This is a genomic window from Nostoc sp. CCY 9925 (genome assembly GCF_963920935.1).
Lineage (GTDB): Bacteria > Cyanobacteriota > Cyanobacteriia > Cyanobacteriales > Nostocaceae > Nostoc.
In genome coordinates, this window is record NZ_CAWUDO010000075.1 from 1 (window position 1) to 19,316 (window position 19,316).

General features: G+C 41.5%; 13 protein-coding genes. 7 read left to right on the forward strand and 6 right to left on the reverse strand.

All coding sequences use genetic code 11. The features are described from left to right. The coding region (locus ACM0OY_RS28535) for a tetratricopeptide repeat protein (RefSeq protein ID WP_414572155.1) at positions 1-2,088 on the reverse strand (2,088 nt) is incomplete at its 3' end. 196 nt (positions 2,089-2,284) lie between these two features. Between ACM0OY_RS28535 and shc the strand changes: the two genes are divergently transcribed. Next, the gene (gene shc / locus ACM0OY_RS28540) at positions 2,285-4,201 is read left to right on the forward strand and encodes a squalene--hopene cyclase (RefSeq protein ID WP_414572156.1); all 1,917 of its coding nucleotides are present in this window, start codon (positions 2,285-2,287) and stop codon (positions 4,199-4,201) included. A 652-nt stretch (positions 4,202-4,853) separates the two neighbouring features. On the opposite strand, the gene ACM0OY_RS28545 is transcribed toward shc, so the two are convergent. Together ACM0OY_RS28545 and tmk are read right to left on the reverse strand one after the other, a co-directional pair. Further along, positions 4,854-5,345 carry an orange carotenoid protein N-terminal domain-containing protein gene (locus ACM0OY_RS28545; protein ID WP_414572157.1) on the reverse strand — a complete coding sequence of 164 codons (492 nt, stop codon included), beginning with the start codon at positions 5,343-5,345 and terminating at the stop codon, positions 4,854-4,856. A gap of 314 nt (positions 5,346-5,659) precedes the next feature. Continuing rightward, complete coding sequence (gene tmk, locus ACM0OY_RS28550) at positions 5,660-6,292, reverse strand: dTMP kinase (protein ID WP_414572158.1); 633 nt, start codon at positions 6,290-6,292, stop codon at positions 5,660-5,662. Between the two features lie 166 nt (positions 6,293-6,458). Here tmk and ACM0OY_RS28555 point away from each other — a divergent pair, with 166 nt between their 5' ends. The 3 genes from ACM0OY_RS28555 to rnhA are packed head-to-tail and all read left to right on the forward strand — an operon-like array spanning position 6,459 to position 7,912. Then, positions 6,459-6,722: a hypothetical protein gene (locus ACM0OY_RS28555; RefSeq protein ID WP_414572159.1), complete on the forward strand. Its 264-nt coding sequence runs from the start codon at positions 6,459-6,461 to the stop codon at positions 6,720-6,722. Next, positions 6,706-6,960, forward strand: coding sequence for a hypothetical protein (locus ACM0OY_RS28560; RefSeq protein ID WP_414572160.1), 255 nt, complete (start codon positions 6,706-6,708; stop codon positions 6,958-6,960). Before ACM0OY_RS28555 ends, ACM0OY_RS28560 begins: the two co-directional genes overlap by 17 nt. 43 nt (positions 6,961-7,003) lie before the next feature. Then, positions 7,004-7,912, forward strand: a complete 909-nt coding sequence (gene rnhA, locus ACM0OY_RS28565) for a ribonuclease HI (protein WP_414572161.1) — start codon at positions 7,004-7,006, stop codon at positions 7,910-7,912. A gap of 510 nt (positions 7,913-8,422) precedes the next feature. On the opposite strand, the gene cruG is transcribed toward rnhA, so the two are convergent. Continuing rightward, a complete protein-coding gene (gene cruG, locus ACM0OY_RS28570; protein ID WP_414572162.1) occupies positions 8,423-9,691 on the reverse strand; it encodes a 2'-O-glycosyltransferase CruG in 1,269 nt (422 codons plus the stop codon). Positions 9,692-9,780: 89 nt separating this feature from the next. After that, positions 9,781-10,689 (reverse strand): gamma-carotene 1'-hydroxylase CruF, encoded by a 909-nt coding sequence (cruF, locus tag ACM0OY_RS28575; protein ID WP_414572163.1) that lies wholly within the window; start codon positions 10,687-10,689, stop codon positions 9,781-9,783. 488 nt (positions 10,690-11,177) lie between these two features. On the opposite strand from cruF, the gene ACM0OY_RS28580 reads away from it, so the two are divergent. Continuing rightward, positions 11,178-11,627 (forward strand): hypothetical protein, encoded by a 450-nt coding sequence (locus ACM0OY_RS28580; RefSeq protein WP_414572164.1) that lies wholly within the window; start codon positions 11,178-11,180, stop codon positions 11,625-11,627. A 129-nt stretch (positions 11,628-11,756) separates the two neighbouring features. Here the strand turns inward: ACM0OY_RS28580 and ACM0OY_RS28585 are convergent, their stop codons facing one another. Further along, positions 11,757-12,530 (reverse strand): MlaE family lipid ABC transporter permease subunit, encoded by a 774-nt coding sequence (locus ACM0OY_RS28585; RefSeq protein ID WP_414572165.1) that lies wholly within the window; start codon positions 12,528-12,530, stop codon positions 11,757-11,759. A 787-nt stretch (positions 12,531-13,317) separates the two neighbouring features. Here ACM0OY_RS28585 and ACM0OY_RS28590 point away from each other — a divergent pair. Together ACM0OY_RS28590 and ACM0OY_RS28595 are read left to right on the forward strand one after the other, a co-directional pair. Further along, on the forward strand, positions 13,318-16,077 hold the full coding sequence (locus ACM0OY_RS28590; RefSeq protein ID WP_414572166.1) for a TIR domain-containing protein: 2,760 nt from the start codon (positions 13,318-13,320) through the stop codon (positions 16,075-16,077). Between the two features lie 192 nt (positions 16,078-16,269). Beyond that, positions 16,270-19,164 (forward strand): peptidoglycan-binding protein, encoded by a 2,895-nt coding sequence (locus ACM0OY_RS28595; RefSeq protein ID WP_414572167.1) that lies wholly within the window; start codon positions 16,270-16,272, stop codon positions 19,162-19,164. The last annotated feature ends 152 nt before the right edge of the window (positions 19,165-19,316 follow it).

Sequence of the window (19,316 nt, forward strand, 5' to 3'; positions counted from 1 at the left end):
ACTTGCCCATTGTTGAGGAAAAGCCTCACGGGTATGAACTTGAAGGGCAAGTTGAAAAACTTCAATTGCTTGTTCGAGGTTTTCTGCCCTCTCACCTCGAATTCGGTAAAGATAGGCATTTGCTAGATTATTCTGGCTCATTGCCCATTGTTGGGGAAAGGCTTCACGGGTATAAACTTGTAGTGCAAGTTCACAGGCGGCGATCGCTTGTTCGAGGTTTTCTGCTCTCTCACCTCGAATCCTGCTGTTGTAGGCATTTGCCAGATTATTCTGAATACCTGCCCATTGTTGGGGAAAGGCTTCACGGGTATAAACTTGTAGTGCAAGTTGACAGGCGGCGATCGCTTGTTCGAGGTTTTCTGCACTTTCACCTCGAATTCGGTCAATGTAGGCATTTGCCAGGTCATTCTGGGTCATTGCCCAATCATGGGGAAAGGCTTCACGGGTATAAACTTGTAGTGCAAGTTGACAGGCGGCGATCGCTTGTTCGAGGTTTTCTGCACTTTCACCTCGAATTCGGTCAATGTAGGCATTTGCCAGGTCATTCTGGGTCATTGCCCAATCATGGGGAAAGGCTTCACGGGTATAAACTTGTAGTGCAAGTTGACAGGCAGCGATGGCTTGTTCGAGGTTTTCTGCCCTCTCCCCCCGAATTCGGTAAAGATAGGCATTTGCCAGATTGTGCTCGGTCGTTGCCCAATCATGGGAAAACGTTTCACGGGAAAAGACTTGTAGTGCAAGTTGACAGGCGGTGATGGCTTGTTCGAGGTTTTCTGCACTTTCACCTCGAATTCGGTGAATGTAGGCATTTGCCAGGTCATTCTGGGTCATTGCCCAATCATGGGGAAAGGCTTCACGGGTATAAACTTGTAGTGCAAGTTGATAAGCAGCAATGGCTTGTTCGAGGTTCTCTGCACTCTCGCCTCGAATCCGCCTACTGTAAGCATTTGCTAGATAATACTGGATCGCTGCCCAATCGTGGGGAAACGTATCATAGGTCAAAACTTGCAGGGCGAGTTGACAAGCAGCAATGGCTTGTTCGAGATTTTCTGCACTTTCACCTCGAATTCGGTGAATGTAGGCATTTGCCAGATAACCCTGGGCCATTGCCCAATCGTGGGGAAACGTCTCACGGGTCAAAACTTGCAGGGCAAGATAAGAAGCAGCGATCGCTTGTTCGAGGTTCTCTGCACTCTCGCCTCGAATTCGCTTACTGTAGGCATTTGCCAGATTATTTTGGGTCATTGCCCATTGTTGGGGAAAAGCCTCACGGGTATAAACTTGTAGTGCAAGTTGACAGGCGGCGATCACTTGTTCGAGGTTCTCTGCCCTTTCACCTCGAATTCGGTAAAGATAGGCAATTGCCAGATGATTCTGAATACCTGCCCAGTATTGGGGAAACGCCTCACGGGTCAAAACTTGTAGGGCAAGATGAGAAGCGGTGATGGCTTGTTCTAGGTTCTCCGCACTCTCGCGATCGCCTTGAATTCCACAAAGATAGGCATTTGCCAGATTATTCTGAATACCTGCCCAGTAGTGGGGAAACGCCTCACGGGTCAAAACTTGCAATGCAAGTTTATAAGCAGCAATGGCTTGTTTGAGGTTCTCTAGCCTCTCTCCCCGAATCCGCTGAATGTAGGCATCCGCTAGATAAGCCTGGGTCATTGCCCAATCATGGGGAAACGCCTCGCGGGTATCAACTTGTAGTACAAGTTGATAAGCAGCAATACTCAACTCTATGTTCAGCCAGCACCGTCCTAACGGGAACTTGTTAATCAAATTACCAAACTCCACGAAAATAACTGCTAAAGTATGCTGCTCTGGCTTTTCTGACAACAACCATACTGCTTGCGGTGAAGTTTGCAGTAGTCGTTCATTCAGTTGTTCGTGGTGCTGTGCCAAAAACTGTGCGGCATTGCCATTGTTTTGATTCTCAAGATACTTTACATACTGCTGCATCACCCCTAGTAGTATTGCATCCACCAACTCAGCGTCCTGCTGCAAGACTGCTATTAACTCTTCCCCACTGACACAACCCACAAGCTGCTCAATCAGCTTCACATAAGCCTGCATCCGTTGTTCATCCATAATCCAGAGGTTTCCTAAAAGTCAAAGATTGAGAATTAACTGCGATTTTTACCCTAATATTTAGATTTAGTGAGTGCGATCGCTCTTAGCTCTTGCAAAAAACACATACTATGTCCACTGATAGAGGATAATAATTTTTTGACCTGTATTGCCGTGTTGTTAACTAGTGTTGAGTGTTGAGGTTGAACGGTTTTTGATGCAAACACAAGACAGGGTAAAAGTCAAGCAAGTCGCCCAAGCGATCGCGGCTAGCCAAGAATATCTGCTTTCAATTCAAAATCTGGCGGGTTATTGGTGGGCAGAGTTGGAATCTAATGTCACCATCACTGCCGAAGTCGTCCTGCTGCATAAGATTTGGGGAACAGACCAAAAAAGACCTTTGCACAAAGTTGCAGCCTATCTGCGTCAAGAACAACGCGAACATGGCGGTTGGGAGCTTTTTTTTGGTGATGGCGGAGAACTTAGTACCTCAGTTGAAGCCTACATGGCGCTGAGACTGTTGGGTGTACCCGCAAGCGATCCGGCGCTGGTTCGGGCGCGAAGGTTTATTCTCGAACGCGGTGGAATCGGCAAAACTCGGATTTTTACCAAGTTGCACTTAGCGTTGATTGGCTGCTACAACTGGCGCGGTATTCCTTCGCTACCACCTTGGATAATGTTGCTGCCCGAAGCTTTTCCAGTTAATATTTACGAGATGTCTAGTTGGGCGCGTTCCAGCACTGTACCGTTGTTGATTGTATGCGATCGCAAACCGATTTTTCTCACTGACCAAGGTATCAACCTAGATGAACTATACGTTGAAGGTGTGGATAAAGTCCAGTGGGAATTACCCAAAAATAACGATTGGACAGATTTATTCCTCGCCTTGGATGATGGCTTCAAGTTGGCAGAACGTCTCAATTTAGTCCCCTTCCGAGAAGAAGGCATCAAAGCCGCCGAAAAATGGATTTTAGAACGGCAAGAAGCTACAGGCGATTGGGGCGGCATTATTCCAGCGATGCTGAATTCCATGCTAGCTTTGCGGTGTTTGGATTATGACCGAAACGACCCCATTGTAGAACGAGGGTTGCAAGCAATTGATAACTTTGCGATCGAAACAGAGGACTGCTACCGGATACAGCCTTGTATTTCACCGATTTGGGATACAGCTTGGGTGATGCGTGCTTTGGTGGATTCTGGTTTTACACCAGATCATCCGGCTGTGGTAAGAGCTGGCGAATGGTTGCTGGAAAAGCAAATTTTGGACTACGGAGATTGGGCTGTTAAAAATCGCCAGGGAAAACCAGGAGCTTGGGCGTTTGAGTTTGACAATCGCTTTTATCCCGATGTCGATGACTCGGCTGTGGTGGTGATGGCGCTGCATCAAGCCAAACTCCCTAATGAAAAATTGAAGCAAGGTGCGATCGCCCGTGCCTTAAAATGGATTGCATCCATGCAGTGTAAACCAGGCGGTTGGGCTGCTTTTGATTTGGACAATGACCAAGATTGGCTTAACTCCATCCCCTACGGAGACTTGAAAGCCATGATCGATCCAAACACCGCAGATGTTACCGCCAGGGTAGTAGAAATGCTGGGTGCTTGCAATTTGTCAATTGAATCCCACAACCTAGAGCGGGCGCTTACTTATCTTCTAAATGAACAAGAAACAGAAGGTTGTTGGTTTGGGCGTTGGGGTGTAAATTACATCTACGGTACTAGTGGAGTTTTATCAGCTTTGGCGTTGATTGACCCTCAAAAGTATAAGCTCAATATAGAACGAGGGGCAGCTTGGTTAGTGGGATGTCAAAACCCAGATGGTGGTTGGGGCGAAACTTGCCGCAGCTACGACGATCCCAGTCTTAAAGGAAAAGGACGCAGTACTGCATCTCAAACTGCTTGGGCTTTAATTGGCCTGTTGGCAGCAGGTGAGGCAACTGGTAAATTAGCACTTGAAGCCATTGAACGGGGAATTAACTACCTTGTGACAACTCAACAGCCGGATGGTACTTGGTTTGAGGCAGACTTCACAGGTACTGGTTTTCCTTGCCATTTTTATCTCAAGTATCACATGTATCAACAATACTTTCCTTTAATTGCGCTAGGTCGCTATCAAGCAGTGATTGGAAAAGATTAATAGTTAGACTGATGACTGTTAAAAGTCATCAGTCTAATTTCGTCACTTATGATTAAAAATTTCTGCGTAATAAAGTCAGCCTTGATGATCGTTCTTCGACTTAATTTGCGGTAAATTCTGTGAGTAATGTATTGATTAAAATATTGATTATTGTATCAAATTTGAGGTAGAAAATAAGCCTCAGAGTTTTTCGCGATCGCTGATATTAAACTCATTAAAAGCTCAGCCAGATTGCTTTCAAGCTTCAATCGTTTGATAAAGTATACTAAACTCTAGTAAATTATTTACATTTTTGCGTTGGTTGGAGGTGAATTTGGGTGTTAAATATGAAAAAATAGATTCAATTATCAACGTCAAAAGTTTGACTATCCTGATTATGTCTCTATTAATGTTCAGATATTTTAGTGGTAAATAAAAAACTATAAAAAAATAGAAGATTAATCTAAAATTAACATATTTAAACCAACCAAAAGGCAGATTAAATTAGCTAGAATTAGCTCTAGCATATTGAAAACAAAACAAAGGGCGTTCCGAATTGAGGGTGCAACTAACCCAAGGACATAGATAATCACAGAGTAAGAGTTTTAGTTTTTACTCTGTGTTTATTTGTTTATACCAAGCGCAAAAAATTCAAAATGTTAGTTATAAATTGCTAAATTTCTGCACCTGCTTTTGCTTCGGCACCCATTGGTGCAACGTAATCACGGAAAAGAGTAATCTGTTGCTCAAAAGATAATCCTTGAATTCTGCTAAACAGCGCTTGAGATTCTGAGGAAAGCTGATAATCACCAGGTACAGGAATGACAGTGCCATTTTCCATACCTTCAGCTAGTAGATACCAAAAAAGTAGCTTTGTGGTATCACCTAAAGAACCATATTCGCGAGAAATTTGGGTATCCACTTTGTTAATCAAATCACGCTGAACTTGTAATTGTTGTTCGTGAGATAATTCTTTGACTTGATTAAATAAACCTTCAGCAATTTCTGAAGAAGCAGTACTAGCGCCAGGGGCTGCTGGAGTAATTGAGTTACCTATTTCTTCATAGATAAACCAAAACAAAGCCAACTGTTGATCTACATCTAATTTTTGCCAAGCTTGCACATGTTGACGAATAGTTGGATCGCCAGTTTGCGTGTATGTCATTGTTAACTCCAATTGCAATTAATTAAGTGTTATTTGTAACGTTAACAAATCTACATCTGGAGTTTTACCCTACTGAAGACAGATGTATCTGAATCACAAAGAAGAAGAATTTAGAAATAAAACATAAACAAATTGGGGGAAGTATAAGTAACTCAGTGGAAAATTTATAGGGCGTTGCATAAATGCGGGATGAATTGAGACTTTTGTACAAAGCAGAATATTGATTCTTTGCGTCTTTGCGACGGCAGTCGCTTCAAGTCGGCAGAGCCGCCCAACGCGCTGCCTCGCCTTTGCGTGAGACAAAAATCATCCCATTAATCAGCAACGCCATTTATATGCAAAATTTCCTGAATTACTTGTTGTACAGCCTGTTTACTCAAGCTACCATCTACCCGTGCAATTCGTGAGGGATGGGATGCTGCTAATTCTATGTATCCTTGCTGAACGCGGCGATGAAAAGCAATTGTCTCTTGTTCAATGCGGTCTAGTCCTACTTCACTTCCTCTTTTGCGGGAGAGTCCCACCTCGACATCGACATCCAGCCAAATAGTTAGGTCACTTTCTAAGCCACCAGTGGCAATATAGTTGAGTTGATTGATTAAGCTGATGTTCAAACCTCGACCATATCCTTGGTAGGCAATGGTAGAGTCAGTGTAGCGATCGCATAAAATATATTTCCCAGCTGCAAGATTTGGCTTAAGTTCTTGTTCAACGTGTTGGGATCTATCAGCAGCATACAACAAGAGTTCTGTCACTTCGGCAACTGGTTTATCTTCTGCCTTTTCTAATAGCAAGCGGCGAAGATCTAAACCTAACTGTGTTCCTCCTGGTTCACGAGTTACTACCACAGAAATACCTAAACTTTCCAACCACTGACAACAAAGCTGTATTTGGCTGGTTTTACCGCAGCCTTCCACCCCTTCAAATACAATTAATTTCCCACCCATGCTTTTTGCTGCAACAATAGCGCCAACTGTAAAATCCTAACCTGCAATTGCGATCGCTGGATGAAAAGGGTGTAGGCGGTGGGGAACTTTATACTTCAAAGCAGGGGTTTCAAACAAGGACGCTTTAAAAACACCCCGTTTTCGGTCAATACCGATGTTTCACTAGGTGCGTACAGCTTTTGCATTCATATTATCAGACTACACCATTGCCTTAAACTATCTAGAAAATCAAAGTCTGACAATTAAATTAAACTTAGACAATTATCAATCTCACTTAGCAGACATCCAACAGAAATACACAACTAGCGATTTAAAATTTCTCGAAAAGTTTAGCGAAAGTGAATTTTATGGCAAAAAATATCAGCGACAAGTAGAAGTAGATTATGCAATTCTCAGTCCTAGATTAACCGGCGTTGCAAAATCTCAATAACACCATCCAAGGTATTATCGACCTAGAACAAACCAAAAGCGATCGCACCCTCAATACCACTATAGCGATCGCAGGCGTCGGACTCGCCACCAGCCAAATAGCCTCCGCCGTCATTCTCGCCCAGCCAAATGATTATCAACAACATCTGCGGTTTCGGGCTGAAGTTTTTAGCTGGAGTGTAGGCATCGGTATCTTCTTTGCTGTGCTAATCTTTATTAGCCTCCGCTTTCGCCGCTAACAACTCTTCCCTTAGCGTCTTCTGCTTATTGAATATTTTAACCATGCCCATGCAACCCACAATCGAAAGCATATACACAGACGGTGCTTGCACTGGTAACCCCGGTCCTGGCGGTTGGGGTGTTGTCGTCTACTTCAGTGATGGCTCAATTCACGAAATGGGCGATGCATCACCTTACACCACTAATAATAAAATGGAGATGCAAGCTGCGATCGCTGCCCTCCAATTTTTGCAAACATCTCAACAAGCTCAACCCATCACCCTCTATACTGATAGCGAGTACCTCATTAACTGCGTTACCAAGTGGGTAAAAGGCTGGAAAAACAAAGGCTGGAAAAAATCAGATGGTAAACCCGTCCAAAACCAAGACCTTTTAGAAATCTTAGATGAACTCAATAGCCAACAGGTAAAATGGCAATATGTCAAGGGGCATTCTGGTAATATAGGTAACGAACGTTGTGATGCGATCGCTCGCACCTATGCCAGTGGCAAAATCCCTTCTCTAGAGCAATTTTCTCCCACAAATCTTTATAAAAATTTACCTAAAACGAGTGAAACAAATGTAGCAAAAGTAGCTGATTATGACAAAAATTCTAGAATAATTAACCAAAATACACACCAAGTCACTACTTCTGCACCAGAAACAACCGTTATGGAACCATCAACTGGGCCAAATGCGGCCACAATCGATGAAAAATCACCGGAAATAAGGGTTTTGCAACTTCGCAACTTGGTCGAAACTTTGCGTATAGCTGACGAAATTTCCGAAAAAGGCTACTTAATTACTAGTTCCGAATTAGCAGATCTAATGGATGTCCACGCCAGTGCTGTTACCAGTAGAGGGGATCAGTGGCGCTGGCGAAATTGGATAGTCTCACGTGTGCGCCGTGAAGGAAATCAAATTCTTTGGGAACTAGAACGCGGGGATCAAGTGGGAGGTGAAGAGGAGTGATACCAATTCAAAATTCAAAATGACGCTCGCGGACACGGCTTAGCTGCGCTAACAAAATTCAAAATTAAGAAAACTAGATATCACAAGGGTTTGAGCTTGTGTATCAGGAGTATTCTTTTTTCAAATTGGTTAGGACTTACGCACTGAAGCCTGAAACATAGATCCCCCCTAGCCCCCTTAAAAAAGGGGGAACCTCCAAGCCCCCTTTTTAAGGCAGGGCTGTTTCATTTCATTTCAAACACAATTTGTCAAGATGGTCAGCGAGAAAAATTGTAAGTGAGAGTGACGACCAGATGAACTTTTAAGCACTTAAACAACAGTAAAATTGTTCATTTTATCGGCACGTTGGTAACAAAATAATCAATCTTTAATTGCTATAACCCTTGATTTTTCAGGCTATTTAGGGAATGAAACAGCCCTGCTTTTTAAGGGGGTTGGGGGATCTGAGTGCGTAAGTCCTGTTGGTATGAGAAAGCAGGGTAGGCAGGGGAGAAGACCCTGCCCCCTGCCCTACCCATCACTATATTTTCTTCCCCGCCATTCCCGTGGGGTGCGGAATGCAGATAAGAAGATTCGTAGCACAGCTAGGGGATCAGCTAAAGGAGAAAGCCAGAATAACCAACTGCCTTTGGCACTTTGGCGATCGTATGAAGGTGCGATCGCCAATAGCATACCAAACCGAATCACCACCAGAAATAAATTCAAACCCAGTAGGAGAAATGATGGAGTCGGTAGAGACGCGACGCCAGTCGCTACAACGGGGGGAACCCCCGCAACGCGCTGGCTCATTAATCGCGTCTCTAGTGAAGGTGACAGAGAAATCAACAAGTAAGTCAGGATTATTAAAAGTGGTAAACCTTGGACTGCAAAGAGTAGCCACAAATCACCCCATAGCTGAGAACGAGAGCTTGCATCTTTGAGGTCAAGACTCCGCCCCCATTCCTTCCATGTTTCCATCGCCCCTTCATACATCCGTACCTTTAGTACTTTTGCGCCATCTAAAAATCCAACTTTATAACCTTGAACAGCAATATTTCGTGCCAAAGTGACATCATCACAAAAAGAACTACTTGCGCTGCTGTAACCACCCACAGCCGCTAAAACAGAACGACGGCACAAAAAACACTGTCCATTTGCCATTACCCGTTCTGGCTGCTGTGTATTGATCCCAGCTGGGTCAAATCGGTAAAGCAGAGTCATCAACAAAGCCGGTTGTAGCCAGCATTCCCCTGGATATTTGAGAATGAATTGGGGTGAAAGGGAAACTAAGTCATAACCTTGTGCTTCGGCCGTCTTCATCAAGCCAGCAACCAAACCAGAATGCGGTTGAATATCAGCATCCAGTCCCAGAAACCATTCACTAGCTTCTGAGCTATCTAGAAAACCATTATGCAACGCCCAAGGACGTCCCACCCAACCAGAGGGTAAGGGGTCATCTGTCATCAAGCGAAAGCGCGGATCTTTTTGCTGCATCGCCTTTACCAAGTCGGGAGTACCATCACTGGAATTGCTATCTACAACAACAATTTCGCGAACTTCGTAGCTTTGCCGACTCAAACCAGCTAACAGAGGGCTAATACGAAGCGCCTCATTCAGCGTAGGAACAACAACACTCACCCTACCCAACAATTCTGGCGTTGGCTGTTGCGGTTCTATTGGCGGATGGCGTCTTGGCCCCTTTAGCAGACGCGAAAGTAAAATTGCCGTTGCTGGTACTTGGATAATTAGCAATACAAGGGAGATGGTGCTTTCTAGTATCAAGGCGTTGTCATTTGTCATTTGTCATTTGTCATTTGTCATTGGTTATTCTCCGTGTCCCCGCGTCCCCGCGTCTTCTCCATCTCCCCACTCCCCACTCCCCAATCTATCTATTTCAAAACAACTTTAACGCTTGCTGCTGAGACTTCTTGAGTTACTGGTTCAATAGCAACTTGAGCGGGTGTGGTTGAACTCCTGAACCACAACACCACTGCGGGAATTACACCTAGCACTGAGCCGAGTAACACAGGGATAAAGAACCCACCTGCTAAGCTGAGTCCGGCGGCGAAGGCAAAGTTACTTAAATAAACTACTAAAGGAAGATTAAGTTGCGATCGCTGTAATTTTATCGAAGTTTTTCTCCACAATAACCCTGCGATACTCATAAACACTGCACTAGTGCCAAACCAACCTGCATAGTTCTGGTAAGGTGTTCCAAAGAAATCTCCTGGTTGCTCCCAATACCAAAACGGTAGAGAAGATTGACTCATTGCTGGTTCAAGGGCAAAGTCCCAGCAAGTGAACAGCAAGGCGCCAACAGCTATAGCAGCAATATGGCGTCCCCAACTCGGTTTTTGGGCCACCTTCAAACCACATCTGGCAATTAAGTAAGACGATAAGCCAACATAAAACCAAGACAAAGGAATTGTAAAAGGAACTAACCCGCCAATCTTGTAACCTAAACCACTCAAGTAACCATAATCACCAAATGGAAAACCTGTGCTGGTTCCTAATAATTCACTTCCCAAAGAGATAAACACAGCCGGGAGCATAAATGCCAGCCAAGTTCCTAGTCCCAGCGTCCGGTAGGCATAAATAGAAACTGCTACTGTTCCAAAGATAATATCAACTACACCACCGCCAGCCATACTTAACTGTATGGCAGTTTCTCCAACCTGGGATAAATTTAAAATTATTTCGGCATGAGGTAAGACCAGTAGCATCCCTGCTAGTCCAAAAGCTTTTGACAAGATATGAGCAATGAGGCATACGCGCTCAGCAATAACAAGTTGTCTCATGATTATTCCTTAACTAAGATGTGACACGCGGCTACTCGGCTGCTAACAGTTTACAAATCTTTATCAATATATTTAACTACTTTGTGTTGAAATTCTCTACAAAGTTATCGTAAATTCAAGGGTTTAAGACCCCTCTGTTACAAAGTTGTCTTCGCCCTTGGCATTGGCCGAGCCAGACGCTCGCAAGTTCGCTATCGCCGGAAGCTTGCTACAGACGCAAGCGCTACGTCTACACGTAGACTCATTTTCAGTCGGGGTTTAAATCCCCCCGTCTGAAATGTTTTTAATTTTGACTCTTCTCTGCGAGACGCTATGCGTAGCTTGCTTCCCCGTAGGGGTACGACTCCGCTCAGGGCTAAATTTTGAATTTTGAATTGTTAATTGCTTTGCTTGACAAAAGCATGACAGGCTATAAGTGAAATAGAGTCTCTATTAACTCGACTTAGGGATCAAATAACGCTTTAGCCCTGTACTGGCAATATCAACCCATGTCAATTTTGAAAAGAGTTCCTTGGGTGTCCCTAGCGCTAGTGCTGCTTAGCTACAGTACTTTGGGCTGGGTAATATCTGAAACGCATCCTCCTATGTTTGTGTGGTCGGCGATTGTAGTTGGTATCTTGCTTTTAATACTAACTTTGACAACTCCTTGGCCAAAGGTGACATACTACTACACTCTTGTCTTTGAATCAAATATCCGAGCTTTTGGCGTTGCCGTTTTAGCAGCTTTCTTGTTCTTTATTATGCTTGCCTGGTTTAGGATATTTCTTGATACCTTACTGATTGTTTCGGCAACTATATTAGTCAGGATAGACTTTCAAGTAGCTGATTTGAAGAAAAAACTAGCTTTTTGGAGTGCGTCTATAGCTTCATTGACAGGTTTGGTCTTGGGCGTCCTTGTCTACAAGTTAGTAAATTCTGAAATTTTACTAATGTTATGACATAAAGAACATGATCATTCATGAAAACAGGCTTGACACAAGGGTTTGAGACTTAGATTTTGTTTTGAACTTTCATTAAAATATCCTGTAAAATTCCCGACTGCTGATACAAGTTGGGAATTCGATTGTTCAAAATTCAACGTGTTCAAACAGCAGCACAGACAGAAAAAAATCCATAATAAAAATTGACACCCAACTAGTAACAACTGCTTTTGTTGCTGATTCTCCTACTTCCTTTGCTCCTCCTTTAGTAGTTAATCCCCAACTACAGCCAATAACAGCAACTAGCACCCCAAAAATAAAACCTTTGAGCAAAATAATCAACAAATCTGAGGGGTCTAAAAAATCTCTGACTGATTCTAAAAAAATTTCTGGAACAATTTGATAAAACTCCCATGCAGCAACAACTCCGCCGATGATACCCGTAACTAAAGCAAAAACTGTCATCAAAGGCACCATCAAACAACAAGCAATTACTCTAGGAAGTACTAGATAATCAATTGGATCGGTTTTGAGCATATAAAGTGCATCAATTTGCTCTGTCACTTGCATTGCACCTATTTCGGCTGCAAAAGCAGAACCTACTTGTCCCGCCATAATACTAGCAGTCAAAATTGGAGCCAATTCTCTGCAAAAAGCCAATGCAAAAGCACCTCCCACAGCATTAACAGCACCAAATCGCACTAATTCTCTGGCTGTCTGAATAGTAAAAATCATTCCTGCAAAACCGCCCACAAGCAAAACTGGAGAGATAGAATCTGGGCCAGCAGTCACCATATGTTGCAAAATCTTGCGGTAGTAGGTTTTTCCCTGGAGTAAATGCAGCCACACTTGACCAAATAGCAGTAGTGCTGCAAAAGAGCGTACAATCCAACATTCTTCAAAATTTGTTTTTGGTTGCAATTCAAAGGGTTTGAAATTTAATAATATTTCCCATAATGTAATGTTAATAATCGTTTATGAACAGGATAAAATTTGTTATTTTTGTGTTGCTATTAATACTTTCGTTTTTAGTGGCACTTCCGGCTTTTGCATCTGTATGCAAGAATTACGATGTCTACGATGGGCTACGCCTACGCCACCAGATTTGTATTCTCAATATTAACCGAAGTGCAAAAACTTACTTTAGCCAAGCTTTTACGCATTTAAATTGTATATTTTGTGCTTAGGTTGTCAAGAGTCCAGACATCCGGTTCGGTTAAGATCCCCCCCTTAAAAAGGCTACGGTGTATACACAAGTCTTCTAGAGTTGCGCTACACGCTTTTGATCCCCCCAATCCCCTTTAAAAGGTGGGCAAAACAAAAGTTCTCAAAATCCTCCTTAAAAAGGAGGATTTAGGAGGATCGACGATGATTTTGGTTTTCTATAGAGATGTATGTACACCGTAGCTTAAAAAGGGGAGCGACTGCGGTCTTTTTCGTTTATACACAGATCTACCTGAATCTTTGTATCAAAATAGTTAATTTTTGGTCTTTGAGTGAAATTTTATCGAAAAATCATCATATATAGCCGTAGTCACACAGGTTAGGACATTTTGAAAGCATGGAAGCTAGGAATAGTAATACTTTTACCTCCTGCCTCCTGCTATAGTAAAAAAAATCTAAACAATATATTAAATTTGCATTCTCCATAATTCTTTTACCAGGCAGTGTTTTCTCGAAATTTTATTAAGTATTTATAGAGAGTTAAATGACCGAGGCGTTTATTTCTTACTCCCGCAAAGATAAAGACTTCGTTAAAAGACTTCATGAAGCGCTCAAGCAACACAAGCGTGATATTTGGGTGGATTGGGAGGGAATTCCGTTTACGGCAGATTGGCGCAAAGAAATTTATGAAGGAATTGAAAAAGCTAATAATTTTATCTTTATTATTAGTCCGAATTCAGTCGTTTCTGAAGTCTGCGGTGAAGAGATTGCATACGCCCTCAAACACAATAAACGTTTAGTGCCAATAGTGTGGCAGTATGTTGAGGGTGTTCATCCTGAATTAGCCAAAATTAACTATATTTTCTTCCAGGAAAGTAATGATTTCAATACAGCCTTGCAATCATTACTCCAAGCGCTTGATACTGATTTAGCTCATGTTAAAGAGCATACCCGCTTACTCATGCTGGCTTTGGAGTGGGATCGGCAAAAACGCAACAATAGTTACTTGCTGCAAGGTAGCCAACTAGAACAAGCAGAACAGTGGTTCACTACAGGAGCAGGGAAAAAACCTTTAATTACACCACTCCAACAAGAGTATATCGGCGAAAGTCGTAAAGCCCAAAGGGCACGTCACAGAACAAGACTCATTCTTATTACTATAGGGTTGGTTATTTCAACAGGATCGGCTATTGTTGCAGCAATTGGGTGGAAGGAAGCCGATCGCCAGCGCATAGCAGCACAAAAATCCGAACTTCAAGCCATAATTTCAGCGTCAGATGCACGTTTTACCGTAAATAGAGATACCGTTGATGCCTTAATAGAAGGTTTAAAAGCCGGGAAGAAACTCAAAGAACTGGATACAGCCAAAATCACGATTCCAAATCAGGAACGGGCAGAAGTGATGAAGGTATTGGGACAGGCGATTTATTGGGTAACGGAACGCGATCGCCTGAACGAAAACGATGCCATCAATAGCGTTAGTTTCAGTCCTGATGGCGAGATTCTTGCTACTGCTGGTGCAAACAGGACAGTGAAAATCTGGAATAAGCATGGTCTTTTACTCAAACCTTTAGAAGGGCATCAAGATACTGTTATAAGTCTAAGTTTTAGCCCTGACAGTCAAATACTTGCTTCTGCCAGTTTAGACGGGACGGTGAAACTCTGGAGCAAACAAGGCAAGGAACTTAAAACTTTTGAGAAGCTCAATACTGGAGTTCGCACTGTGAGTTTCAGCCCTGACAGCAAAACCCTTGCCTTTGGCAGTGAGGACAACAATGTGAGGCTCTGGAATCGAAAGGATCAAAAATTCCAAATCCTTAAGGGTCATAATTATGAAGTCTATAGCGTGAGTTTCAGCCCCGATGGTCAGATATTACTCTCTGGTAGTAGAGACAGGAAGGTAAAACTGTGGAACAAACAAGGTAAGGAACTCAAGACTCTAAAAGGGCATACTAATACAGTCACTAGCGTAAGTTTCAGTCCCAACGGCCGTATTTTTGCCTCCGCCAGTTTAGACAAAACAGTGAGACTCTGGAATCGAGATGGTAGCTTCATCGAAAAATTGAACACACAAAATAGGCAGGGCAGTTCTATCTACGGTGTGAGTTTTAGCCCTGATGGTCAGACTCTTGCCACAGCGAATGATGATAGCACTGTAACACTCTGGGACATAACAAACCCCCAGAAACCCCAGGAACTAACTACCTTCAAAGGACATAGTAGTACAGTCAATAGCGTGAGTTTCAGCCCCAATAGTCGTACCCTGACTTTGGCCTCTGCTAGTAAAGATAAGACACTAAAACTATGGCAAATTAACTATCCTTGGCTAACCCTTCTTAAACACGATGATGCAGTCAATCGCGTCAGCTTCTCACCCGATGGAGAGGCGATCGCCACTGTCACTAATAACGGGATGGTAAAACTGTGGAACCCACACCAGAAGACTAGCAAAAACTTACAAGAGATTTCCTATCCAATATGGGATGTCAGTTTCAGTCCTGATAATCAGATATTTGCTACTGCTAGTGAGGACGGAAAGGTGAGACTCTCGAATCGGCAGGGTAAGGTATTTAGGACTCTCAAGCACATGAACAATAGCGATCGTGTCCGTTGTGTGAGTTTTAGCCCAGACGGCAAGATAATTGCCACCGCAGGTGACGACAAAATGGTGAAACTCTGGAATCGCCAAGGACGGCTGTTAAAATCCCTCAAGCATAATCATGCTGTCTTTAGTGTGAGTTTTAGCCCCAACAGCAAGATGATTGCTAGCGCTAGTTTCGACAAAACTGTAAAATTCTGGAACCTTGAGGGGAAGGAGCTAAACTCCCAGAATTATGGTGATGTTATCTATAGCGTAAATTTTAGCCCCGACAGCAAAATAATTGCGATCGCTGTGGGCAATAGCGTCAAACTCAGGCAGCTTCATGGTGGTGAGATCAGCCTCAATGGACACACTGCTGCAATTTCGCAAGTAGCTTTCAGTCCTGATGGTCAAATGATTGCTACTGCTAGTGATGACAAAACGGTGAAACTCTGGCACAAAGACGGTACTTTGATTACCACTCTGATTGGACACTATGCTGAAGTCAATAGTATCAGTTTTAGCCCTGATAGTAAGACTCTCGTATCTGGTAGTAAAGATGGCACAGCAATTTTGTGGAATATAGAAAATCTTAACTTAGATGGGCTAATGGGACGAGGGTGCGATTGGCTACAGGATTATTTACATAATAATACTAGTAATAGGAGCGATACCTACGACAAGCATCTTTGTGATGGAGTGAAAACTCAGATTGGCTCTTAATTCAGCCAAATTGTGCTTTTCTTCTAAGTATATTGTGAATAATCGCTTAATAAATTATTTGTGCTATTTTTTACATTTTTTAATAATCTCTAGCTTGATTTTATTGTTTATATGCTTAAAAAATTGAACTATTTTGCATAAAGTTTAGGGTAAAGCTAGTTAAATATAACAACATAAATATTAAAGGAAATCATGGTAGATAAAAAAGGGACAGGTTGGATACCAGACTACCCTGATGTTAGGGACTACCACATAGGCAAAATCAAAGATAAGCTAGGGACAAAATTTCAGGATCTACAAATAACCAATGATGCACAAGAACCTCTAGCTGAAATTTTAGATTTAATCAGAAATACCCCAGGTATCTCCCCAGATAAAATTGAGAAGATTGAGAAAACGATACGTGGAAGTTTTAAGTTAGTTAAAGCTTTTACTTTGACTAACCAAACTTTTTTAATTTATGGAAGTGTAGGTTATGAAGTATATGAACTTCAAAAACTTTTGCTAAAACTTCTCAAATATAAAGATAATTTTGAAAATCCCACCAGTGAAATTTGTGATTTCATGAAATCACTGGATGAATTAAATCAAGTTTTTAACTTTAATTTAAATGAGGATTGTAAAGTAGATAATTTCCAATACATTATTGAATATGGTTATTTTGGTAAAATCACTGAAGAAACTGTAAATAAATTCAATAAAGCCTTTAGAGATTTAAATGAATTAACTAATAATTTTGTTGATAAAACTACGCTTTATATTCTAACATGTCTCAACCAAATTTTAGAAGCTAGATATCCAAATGAAAGCCAGGAAGTGGAACTTCAATCACAGCAATGGCAAAAAAATCTTCAAGAAATTCAAAATCAAATATTAAAATTACCAAATTTAAAAGAGTTAAACAACAACAAAAATTTTTCAAAATTATTGGATACATATCATCCATCAATCGAGATATTTCCTGACAATCACTCTAACATAAATGATAATGAAGAAGATTATATTGGTAGTTGTAACAAAAGAGTTGAAAAATTACAGTTCCGGTTGATACAGTTAGAAGAATTCAATGGATTAGTAACAGGATATTTTGACTCACTGACAGAGCAAGCAGTTAGATATTTTCAAGCTAAGTATGGACTAAAAGTGGATGGTATAGTTGGCAAAGAGACTTGGAGAGTTTTAGATAACCTAGTTATTCTAAAAAATCTATCGCTAGGTTCAAAAACTCCAGAGTTAGATTCTCAAACTGTACAGAACAACAAGCTGTTAATTATTGCAGCTTCTTCACCAACACCTATTGTACTTTATGAAATTATTTTAAAAATTTTTCAAATAAGTGAATTGAAAGTAGAAGACTTTATTAGTGACAAAGGATTTCAGCGACAAACGCTTAGCGATGAAAAAAATCAAGAAGAATTGAAAAAAGAATATTCTAGTTCTCAAAATGAGTTTCAACGAGCAAAGAAAGAATTGCAAAAAGCAATTGATTTGATAGTTACATGGGTTTATAGAATAATTTCTCCTGTGGCTCAACATACAAATCTTGAAACAGCTGTAAATAATAGTTTAGAGCAGCTGGACAAATCATTTGATAAATGGTTATCTGATAAATTCCCTCAAGCTCAAAAACAGCAAGATGAAGAAAAAGTTCAAGCATTTATGGAGGTAATCAGAGAACTGCAAAAACAAATTCCTTCAGAAAAATCAAACATTTATCGCAAAGTAGAACAACAAACAAAATTGTTAAAAGAGTGGAATTTTAATCCATTATTTATACCTGTAGCCCTTTCCAGAATTTTAAGCTTTAAAGAAGCCGTTAAGAATATTAAGAGCAAGAGTAGTAAATCACTACAGCAAAACAGGATATCCAATTCTCTACAAAAGATAGATGAAATCTTTAAGTCTCTCATTTTTTTACAAGAGAGAATAGAAAATAATAAGGCTAAGTTCAAGGCGCAACAAGAAAGAGAAAGTAATAATACTCAATTCCAGCCAGAAGAAGATAAAATAGAAGTCTTATATCGTAAGAAATTGAGAACAGTTATCCAAATTCTACCACCGCAAACCCATGTAGAACCAGAGTTAGAAAAAGAACCTGACTTTCAAGGTAATTTACAAACTATTCTCATAGAATGGGATTTAGAAAAAAGAATCAGAGAAAAACAACAAGGCCAGCCAAACGCTCAAAAAATTGTAAATTTATTATTACCAGAATTTGTGGATTTAAGCTTTTGGTGTTCTCCTATTGAAGACCAAGGCTCATTGGATTCATGTACAGCACATGCTGGGATTGCCTTAATGGAGTATTTTGAAAAAAGAAGTTTTGATAGGCATATCGATGCTTCTCGACTGTTTCTTTACAAAGTAACACGCACTTTAATGCATCGCCAAGGTGATGTGGGAGCATCTCTTCGAGAAACAATGAAGGCAATGGCATTATTTGGTGTGCCTCCAGAGGAATACTGGCCTTATCAAGAAGATAAGTTTGATGAAGAACCAACTAACTTCTGCTACTCTTTCGCCCAGAGTTATCAAGCGCTGAAATACTTCCGTCTAAATCCTGCCGGTACTTCAGAAGATATACTGTTATTTCGGATTAAGACGGTTTTAGCTGCTGGTTTTCCTTGTGCATTTGGGTTTACTATTTATGATTCCATCGACAATGACTCAAACCAAAAAGGTCATATCCCTTACCCAGTTGAGAAAGATAAGGTAAAAGGAGGTCACGCTGCTGTTGCAGTTGGCTATGAAGACTATAAGGTAATAGAAAATGCTGATGGTATGGTGTCACAAGGAGCATTACTGATTAGAAACTCTTGGGGAAATGATTGGGGAGAAGGCGGTTATGGTTGGCTTCCCTATGACTATGTATTGAAAGGGCTGACAGCTGATTGGTGGTCGCTGCTCAAATCAGAGTGGTTTGAGACAAGAAACTTTGGGTTAGTAGACGAGAACAACTGGGCGTCTGATTTGGGAAGCCCACCTCCGCCTTATCAACCTAAATCCAATCCCGTGCCTTCTGGGAAGGGAAATAACCAAACGGAATCTGATGCCAAGAAAGTTAAAAAAAACAAGCAACTCGACTAAATCGCTTAAAATAGAGCAAAAAATGGTTCCTTCCAAACGAGTTGATTTTTTATTAATATCGGGAATTGCGATCGCTCACAATTCGCCTGATATTAGGTTCGGATGAATACTTATAGTTAGGACAGACCCTGAGACAGGGAAACGCAAAGACG

Coding starts and splice junctions, on each gene's coding strand:
- shc (WP_414572156.1), top strand. CDS start 2,285: ATGCAAACACAAGACAGGGTAAAAGTCAAGCAAGTCGCCCAAGCGATC.
- ACM0OY_RS28545 (WP_414572157.1), bottom strand. CDS start 5,345: ATGACATACACGCAAACTGGCGATCCAACTATTCGTCAACATGTGCAA.
- tmk (WP_414572158.1), bottom strand. CDS start 6,292: ATGGGTGGGAAATTAATTGTATTTGAAGGGGTGGAAGGCTGCGGTAAA.
- rnhA (WP_414572161.1), top strand. CDS start 7,004: ATGCCCATGCAACCCACAATCGAAAGCATATACACAGACGGTGCTTGC.
- cruG (WP_414572162.1), bottom strand. CDS start 9,691: ATGACAAATGACAACGCCTTGATACTAGAAAGCACCATCTCCCTTGTA.
- cruF (WP_414572163.1), bottom strand. CDS start 10,689: ATGAGACAACTTGTTATTGCTGAGCGCGTATGCCTCATTGCTCATATC.
- ACM0OY_RS28580 (WP_414572164.1), top strand. CDS start 11,178: ATGTCAATTTTGAAAAGAGTTCCTTGGGTGTCCCTAGCGCTAGTGCTG.
- ACM0OY_RS28590 (WP_414572166.1), top strand. CDS start 13,318: ATGACCGAGGCGTTTATTTCTTACTCCCGCAAAGATAAAGACTTCGTT.
- ACM0OY_RS28595 (WP_414572167.1), top strand. CDS start 16,270: ATGGTAGATAAAAAAGGGACAGGTTGGATACCAGACTACCCTGATGTT.